General features: G+C 41.2%; 6 protein-coding genes, 1 tRNA gene and 1 pseudogene. 7 read left to right on the top strand and 1 reads right to left on the bottom strand.

Annotated features, from left to right (window positions below):
- From F993_RS00335 to F993_RS00365, 7 genes and pseudogenes are all read left to right on the top strand, one after another.
- Window positions 1-543 (top strand): annotated as a pseudogene (locus tag F993_RS00335) (agmatine deiminase); the annotation flags it as partial.
- Between the two features lie 365 nt (window positions 544-908).
- Window positions 909-2018 (top strand): porin, encoded by a 1110-nt coding sequence (locus F993_RS00340; RefSeq protein ID WP_004657770.1) that lies wholly within the window; start codon window positions 909-911, stop codon window positions 2016-2018.
- Between the two features lie 395 nt (window positions 2019-2413).
- On the top strand, window positions 2414-3409 hold the full coding sequence (locus F993_RS00345; RefSeq protein WP_004657768.1) for a tripartite tricarboxylate transporter substrate binding protein: 996 nt from the start codon (window positions 2414-2416) through the stop codon (window positions 3407-3409).
- A gap of 95 nt (window positions 3410-3504) precedes the next feature.
- The gene (locus F993_RS00350) at window positions 3505-3948 is read left to right on the top strand and encodes a tripartite tricarboxylate transporter TctB family protein (protein ID WP_004657766.1); all 444 of its coding nucleotides are present in this window, start codon (window positions 3505-3507) and stop codon (window positions 3946-3948) included.
- A gap of 14 nt (window positions 3949-3962) precedes the next feature.
- Window positions 3963-5462, top strand: coding sequence for a tripartite tricarboxylate transporter permease (locus F993_RS00355; protein WP_004657765.1), 1500 nt, complete (start codon window positions 3963-3965; stop codon window positions 5460-5462).
- 82 nt (window positions 5463-5544) lie between these two features.
- Entirely contained in the window at window positions 5545-6588 is a 1044-nt protein-coding gene (locus F993_RS00360) for an AbrB family transcriptional regulator (protein WP_004657764.1), read from the top strand.
- Window positions 6589-6612: 24 nt separating this feature from the next.
- A complete protein-coding gene (locus F993_RS00365; RefSeq protein WP_004657762.1) occupies window positions 6613-7278 on the top strand; it encodes a hypothetical protein in 666 nt (221 codons plus the stop codon).
- Between the two features lie 47 nt (window positions 7279-7325).
- Here F993_RS00365 and F993_RS00370 read toward each other — a convergent pair.
- Window positions 7326-7402 (bottom strand) — tRNA-Arg (locus F993_RS00370).

Below are 7402 nucleotides of genomic sequence, written 5' to 3'. Positions count from 1 at the left end.
TCAACTGCTTCTGGTCTGGTTCAACACGCAGTCGGTGACCTGACTGATGTCGGCGGCCTGCTTGGTGGTATTGGCGGTGGTGAAGGCGGTCCTCTGGGCGCAATTACTGGCATTATTGGTGGCATCACTGGCGGAATTGGCGGTGGTGAAGGTGGTCTAAGTGTGATTACAGATATTCTTGGAACCATTAATAATGGTGCAAATAGTGGAGATGTGATTGCAGGAATTGCTCAACCGATTCAAACCGTTATCAGCAATGGCAACATTGCAATAGATACCTTACAAGATCATGTAACGACCCTATTCAGCGATAGTTCACTGGATAGTATCAATAACCTTATCAGCGTCAGTGTTGGCAACGGAGATTACAGCCTTCATGGCAGTGTGGATGGAATTTTAGATGCGCTCACAGGAACAGTCACTTCAGGTATTGCGGTCGGTGAACCAAATCCAAATGGTGGTTCTTTAACAGATCTTGTATCTCTTCAATCCCCACTCAACAGTCTTACAGATCATCTATTCAGTTCCGTAAATCATTTCTAAATAGATCGATTCAAAAAGCCGCTGATATCAGCGGCTTTTTATTTTTAAAACATTTATGAATTCTATTTTTCAGTTAAATTTAGTACTTCTGTTTTTCAACCCAACACATTATGTTTATAATTACGGCACAAAAGGTTTATTAATTTAAAAATAAAAATCACTCAAAGTCATAGATTTAAATACTTATAAAATTATAAAAATACTAATCAAAACAACATAAGACAATTAAATGCCAAAAACTATAAAAACTAAATAAAATCCCCCAAGAGCCTTTTAAATTAGGCTCGATTAATCCCCCTTAAACCTCAAGTAAAAAGAGACAGGGATTAATTAGGCATAATTTTTAATTTGTTAGGATGACATCAATGAAAATTAATTTCTTTATCGCCAGTATGCTTTGCATGGCAACCAGCTCAGCATTTTCATCACCTAAATTCTATGGTGAGATTGATACCAGTATCGATTATATCCCCGAAAAAAATGCGAATTCTGCTGACCGTGATACCTGGAAAATGAATAGCAATAGTTCATTTCTCGGAATTAAAGGTGAGGAAAAATTAACCAATCGCTTAAGTGCACTCTATTTAATCGAATGGGCATTTAATGCCGATGGAGATGGAACGGACTGGTCTCATCGAGATCGATATATTGGCTTAAAAGATGAAAAATTTGGTACGTTGAAAGTGGGTAAAAATAATTCTCCTTTAAAAAAAATGTCGAGTGCAGTAGATAGTTTTAATAATTATATGCGCAACACTGCCGATGTGAGAGGTATTATGCCAGGTGAAAATCGGATCAATAATTCCGTGGTTTATGATTCACCCAAAATCACAGTCAGTGATGAAGCCAATCTTGCGTTCAGTGTTTTACTTGCGACAGGAGAGGCCCAAGGCATTGCCAGTAGTCAAGGAGGCGTTACTGTAGACGGCAATGGTTTAGGTGATGCATGGTCAACCTCCCTAACCTATACCAGTCCAATGTTTTTAGCTGGAATTGCCTACGACAAAGCGATTCCAAGCAACTTCCTAGGTCGTGGTTTCTTGAATGCTGCTGATCCTCATATTGATATTAATCGTGTATTTGCTGCAGCAAATACGATTCGTCTAACAAGCCTAATTAAACCCATCGAAGGAATGGCATTAAAAGCATTGATACAAACATCAGAAGTTGAAGAAGCCAGTGGTAATCAAGCAGGTGCAGCCAATATTGATCAATCGGTAGGTTGGCTCTTAGGTGCTGAGTATCGCTTGTCAAACGATTCGAAATGGAATGTAAAAGCCCAATATAGCCAGAATTCAACCCGTTTTAAAAATGACGATGCAAACTATGATGCTAAACAAATTATGGCAGGAGTTGATTATCTGTTTAACAAACAAGTCAAGGCATATGGCTACACAGCTTATGCAACCTTCAAACAGGCAGATTTAGAAGATAAGCAACCTGTAATTGGGACTGGTTTAGAATTTAAATTTTAGAACAAAAATATAATCCCTCCAACAAGTCTAAAGCCCATAAACTTTAGGCTTTTTACATCCACAGAAAATTATTTGTAATATAATAAGAACGAATAACCTAAAATATCAAACACAGCGTCCTATATTGATAAATAAGAAATTAAAATATTTTAATTTAACCAATAAAAACAATATTTATTTCAAAAATAAATTATTCAAAAAATTATATTTAAAAAAAGAATCTCTACAACCCAAGCAATAATGCTAACCTTTTTACGCACCTTTTAATGCATTAAAAATAGAGAAGAGCTATTTTTAAATCTTCTTATATCAACCCCAATAATCAAGCAATGACGCTTAGATAAAATATGTGCATTTTGCATATTAAAACAATGATGAATGGAGACATACTGAGCATGTTAAGAAGCGTTACCTTTACTAGCACCTTAATCATTTTAGGCTTAAGTCTTACAGCATGTACAAAGAATAAAACGGTTACTGGAGAACCCAAACGCCCTGAATGCATTGCGCCTGCGAAACCTGGTGGGGGTTTTGATCTCACCTGCAAACTCACTCAAAATGCATTTAAGGAAACTGAGCTCTTAAGCTCTCCTATGCGTGTCACTTATATGCCGGGTGGTGTTGGGGCTGTTGCATACAATAAAATTGTTGCCAATGATCCTGCCAATAACAATGCCATTGTCGCTTTTTCAACTGGCTCACTCCTAAATCTAGCCCAAGGAAAATTCGGACAATACAACGAAAAAGATGTTCGCTGGTTAGCTGTAGTTGGAACAGATTATGGGGTCATTGCCGTCAATGCAGAATCGCCGTATCAGAATTTGAATGACTTGGTTGCATCCCTCAAAAAAGATCCAAAATCTGTCAGTTTTGGTGCTGGCGGTAGTGTCGGTGGTCAAGACTGGATGCAGACAGCGATGCTTGCCAAAGCAGCAGGTGTTAACCCTAAAGAGATGACCTATATTGCACTAGAAGGTGGTGGTGAAGCGGTAACCTCTGTTTTAGGTAATCATATCCAAGTGGTCAGTGCTGGAATTGCAGAAGTGATTCCACATGTCAAATCTGGAAAATTACGCGCACTGGCTGTATTTGCACCTGAACGCTTACCCAATGCACTGGCTGATATCCCGACCGCAAAAGAACAAGGCTATGACATCCAATGGCCAGTGGTACGAGGTTACTATGTCGGCCCTAAAGTCAGTGATGAAGCCTATCAATGGTGGAAAACCGCTTTTGAAAAAATGATGGCCGACCCTAAATTTGCCAAATCCAGAGAGCAATTCGATTTACTCCCGCTCTCCATGACAGGTGAAGAACTCGATCAATTTGTTATGCAGCAAACCAATCAATTACGTGTCTTATCTAAAGAATTCGATCTCATCACCAAATAATCTGAAAACAATAAAAGTATTTTGATCACGCATCTTCCATGGCAACAAGATCGGATCGAAATACGCCTAAATCTGAATGCAAAAAGGAATATTTTATGTCCGTGGAAAGGATTTTTGCAGGGACTTTAGGCCTCGTCAGCCTTGGTCTTCTATATTTGGCTTGGAGCTATGTTGCCCCAATCGCTTATGACCCACTAGGTCCGAGACCCTATCCTGTCCTGCTCTTAATACTTTTAATTTTATCTTGTCTTTATCTAACCTTTAGGCCTCAAAAACTAACTGAGCAGATCGATCTCGGCTATACCGTCGCTGTACTAAAGAAAATCGGGGTCATGATGTTATTGATGCTGATGTATGCCCTGACTTTTGAATGGTTAGGCTTTCCAATTGCAACTGCATTGATGTTCTTCACTGTCGGCATGCTGTTTGGAGGAAGTCCAAAGGCCTCCGCCATCTCAGGCCTTGTTTTTGGCGGCCTATTCTACGGTTTATTTGATTACATCTTGGATGTGCCATTACCACTCGGATTTTTGAGTTAATCAAGGAAGAATAAATGGATGTTTTTGAATATTTAATCTATGGTTTCCAAGTTGCACTGACACCACAAAACCTATTGATCGCGCTGATCGGCGCATTTATTGGAACCATTGTGGGTTTATTGCCAGGACTGGGGCCAATTAACGGCGTAGCCTTGCTTCTCCCTTTTGCTTATGCGCTTGGCTTACCACCTGAAAGTGCACTGATTCTTCTTGCGGCCGTGTATTTAGGTTGTGAGTTTGGTGGACGAATTTCTGCAATTCTGATTAATGTGCCTGGAGATGCCGCGGCCATCATGTCGACCATTGATGGCTATCCACTCGCCAAACAAGGCAAAGCAGGGATTGCACTTTCGCTTTCGGCCATGAGTTCATTCATTGGTAGCATGATTGCCATTTCCGGTATTATTTTATTTGCTCCTCTTTTAGCCAAATGGGCCATCGTGTTTGGTCCAGCCGAATATTTCGTACTCATGGTTTTTGCCTTGACTTGCTTAAGCGGCCTTGTCAGTGATCAACCGATTAAAACCGCTGTTTCCACCTTAATCGGCTTACTCTTGGCTACAGTTGGTGTAGATGCTGTTACTGGCGTGTACCGCTTTACTTTTGATTCCGTTAGTCTCAGTGATGGCATTCAATTTACCACGATCGTGATCGGCTTTTTCAGTATCAGCGAAATCCTGATCATGCTCGAAAAAACCAGTATTGGGCAGAAAGCCTTAGGTCAAGGCAAGCGTAGTCTATTTAATCTCAAAGAGTTTAGTTTCACCCTCGGCTCAACCATTCGCAGTTCATTTCTGGGCTTCATTGTTGGCATTTTACCTGGCGCTGGCGCAACCATTGCCAGTGCCATGGCATATACCAGCGAACGTAAACTTGCAGGCAAAGACGGTAAATTTGGTGATGGTGACTTACGTGGTATTGCCGCCCCTGAAGCTGCAAACAATGCATCTGCCTGTGGTTCATTTATTCCAATGCTGACCTTGGGAGTACCTGGTTCTGGCACAACCGCGGTAATGCTAGGGGCCTTAACCTTATACAACATCACGCCTGGGCCACAACTATTTACCGAACAGCCAACGATTGTGTGGGGCTTGATTGCCTCGCTCTTCATTGCCAGTGTGTTATTGCTATTGATGAATATTTCACTGGTTCGATACTTTGCCAAGCTGCTCAGTGTCCCCAATTTTATTTTACTTCCTGCCATCGCAGCAGTGAGTTTTGTGGGTGTCTATGCCATTCATAGCACCATGTTCGATCTGATCCTGATGGTCGCACTCGGTGTGTTTGGCTATATTTTACGTAAGCTCAATTTCCCACTTTCAGCACTTATTCTCGGGTTTGTGCTTGGCGAACTCATGGAATCGAGTTTGCGTCGAGCGCTGTCTATTTCCCAAGGCGAACTCTCTATTCTCTTTGACGGTTACATCACTAAAACGCTCTGGATTCTTGCGGGGATCATGATTGTTTTACCACTCATCCGCTGGTTACGCAGTCGTAAGCAAGTGAACTCATAGTCATGCATTCAGCCAATAGCGATCATACGTAGCTATTGGCTTCTAGCCACGTTCTATCCATCCTTTATCAGCGACTGTGCTCATGATCTACCTCAAATATATTTCGAGTCTAGCCATTGCCTTCATCGGTGCACATCTTGCCGAATGGTTACATCTCCCCCTGCCTTGGCTACTCGGACCTTTATTTATTACGGCCTTACTCAAAATTAATCATGCGCCTATTGAATGTCATCACAGCGCACGCAATATTGGCCTGTCCATTTTAGGGCTCACCCTCGGCCTCTACTTTACCCCGCAAATGATCCAGCTCATTGCAAGCCAATGGCATATCTTATTGTTGGGTCTTCTGTTTGCCCTCGGTTTAGGTGGTGTAGGTTCTGTCATCTTATATCGCTGGGGCAAGGTAGACTTTAAAACAGCCTGGTTTGCTTCGGCTATTGGTGGCGCAAATGAGATGTCGAATTTAGCCGAACACTATCAGGCGCGTGTCGATAAAGTCGCCTCTGCTCATACCTTACGGGTATTAATGGTGGTGGTCAGCATTCCCTTTTTTTATCAATTTATGGGATGGCACGGTATTGATCATAGCACCATGAGTCGCCATAGCGATGTCGATGGTTACGGCCTTGTACTGTTAGCCTTTTTAGCTTATGTAGCCAGTCGTATTTTTCAATACTACAAACTCCCCAATCCCTGGACCTTTGGTGCATTATTGGTTGCAATTTTACTGACAATGCAAGATATTCACCTCTCGGCAATACCGACATCCATTTTGCATTTAGGCCAAGTGTTACTGGGTTGGTCATTAGGAAATAAATTTAAGCCGGACTTTTTCAAGACTGCGCCTCATTATTTAACTGTTGTGGCTTTAAGTAATCTAGGTGTTCTATTACTGACCTGCTTACTCACCTATGGCATCAGCTTCTGGACCGATATTCCTTTGCCCACACTCGGTTTAGGCCTTTCCCCTGGAGGGGTGGCCGAAATGACCTTAACCGCCAATGTATTACAGCTGGGTGTGCCAATAGTAACCGCATTTCATGTAGTCCGTATGGTCGGCGTACTCGGAACCGTAGGTTATCTTTATCGGTTATTTGAGAAAAACATAAACATAAAATCCAGCTAAAATAGCTCAAATAAAAGGAAACAAATGCAAAGAATTATTTTCGAAAGCAATACCGAAGAGGACAGCATTACAGATCACTTTAAATATGCTTACCTCTGTTTTCTTTTTTCTTTCATCATTTTATTGATTTTTGGCTCCGCGCATCAAACGGCGTTACACCAAGCCGATCTTGCCAGAAACCATACATGGAAAATTTCAAGCCAACATATCGATTCGAGCAACGAAGCTTACATCCGTCGTGAACGAGTGGGCGCATCACTCATCCTTCCGACGAGCAGCAATAACACTTTGGTCATGCAGTGTGATGTCAAATTAATGAAGTTATGCCAACAAGAGCTTAAACACCCCTCACAGGCAATTCAAACTATCTATTATTATCAAACGATACCGATGCAAAACAACCCGCCCGCATATCAACTCAAAGCTATTGACTATCTGGATCTAAAAGGAAATTCAATTCATCTAAATTACAATAAAATAGCACCCAATGATCCGATTACAATGCAAAAACACAACTGGAAACTGTGGATCATCACATTCATTGGCGCTTGGCTATGTTTGTTGATTGTTTTTATGATTTCTATTTTATTAAAGATATTTTCAAAGAAAATAAAAGTTACGCTGATTGCTTTACTTGGTCTGTATTTTATTTCAACCCTTTATCAAAGCTTAATGATTTACATCTCCTAAAATTCAGGCACAAAAAAACCGCAATTAAGCGGTTTCTTCTATTAAGTTGGTGCGCTCAGAGAGATTCGAACTCCCGACCCCTTAGTTCGTAGCCAAGTGCTCTATCCAGCTGAGCTATGAGCGC

The sequence above is a fragment of the Acinetobacter proteolyticus genome (assembly GCF_000367945.1).
Lineage (GTDB): Bacteria > Pseudomonadota > Gammaproteobacteria > Pseudomonadales > Moraxellaceae > Acinetobacter > Acinetobacter proteolyticus.
Note: the sequence above shows the minus strand (reverse complement) of the source record. Positions and strands in the feature narration are given on the sequence as shown.

Excerpts from the sequence above, each read along its gene's own strand:
- F993_RS00340 (WP_004657770.1), top strand. The coding sequence starts at position 909 with ATGAAAATTAATTTCTTTATCGCCAGTATGCTTTGCATGGCAACCAGC.
- F993_RS00345 (WP_004657768.1), top strand. The coding sequence starts at position 2,414 with ATGTTAAGAAGCGTTACCTTTACTAGCACCTTAATCATTTTAGGCTTA.
- F993_RS00350 (WP_004657766.1), top strand. The coding sequence starts at position 3,505 with ATGTCCGTGGAAAGGATTTTTGCAGGGACTTTAGGCCTCGTCAGCCTT.
- F993_RS00355 (WP_004657765.1), top strand. The coding sequence starts at position 3,963 with ATGGATGTTTTTGAATATTTAATCTATGGTTTCCAAGTTGCACTGACA.
- F993_RS00360 (WP_004657764.1), top strand. The coding sequence starts at position 5,545 with ATGATCTACCTCAAATATATTTCGAGTCTAGCCATTGCCTTCATCGGT.
- F993_RS00365 (WP_004657762.1), top strand. The coding sequence starts at position 6,613 with ATGCAAAGAATTATTTTCGAAAGCAATACCGAAGAGGACAGCATTACA.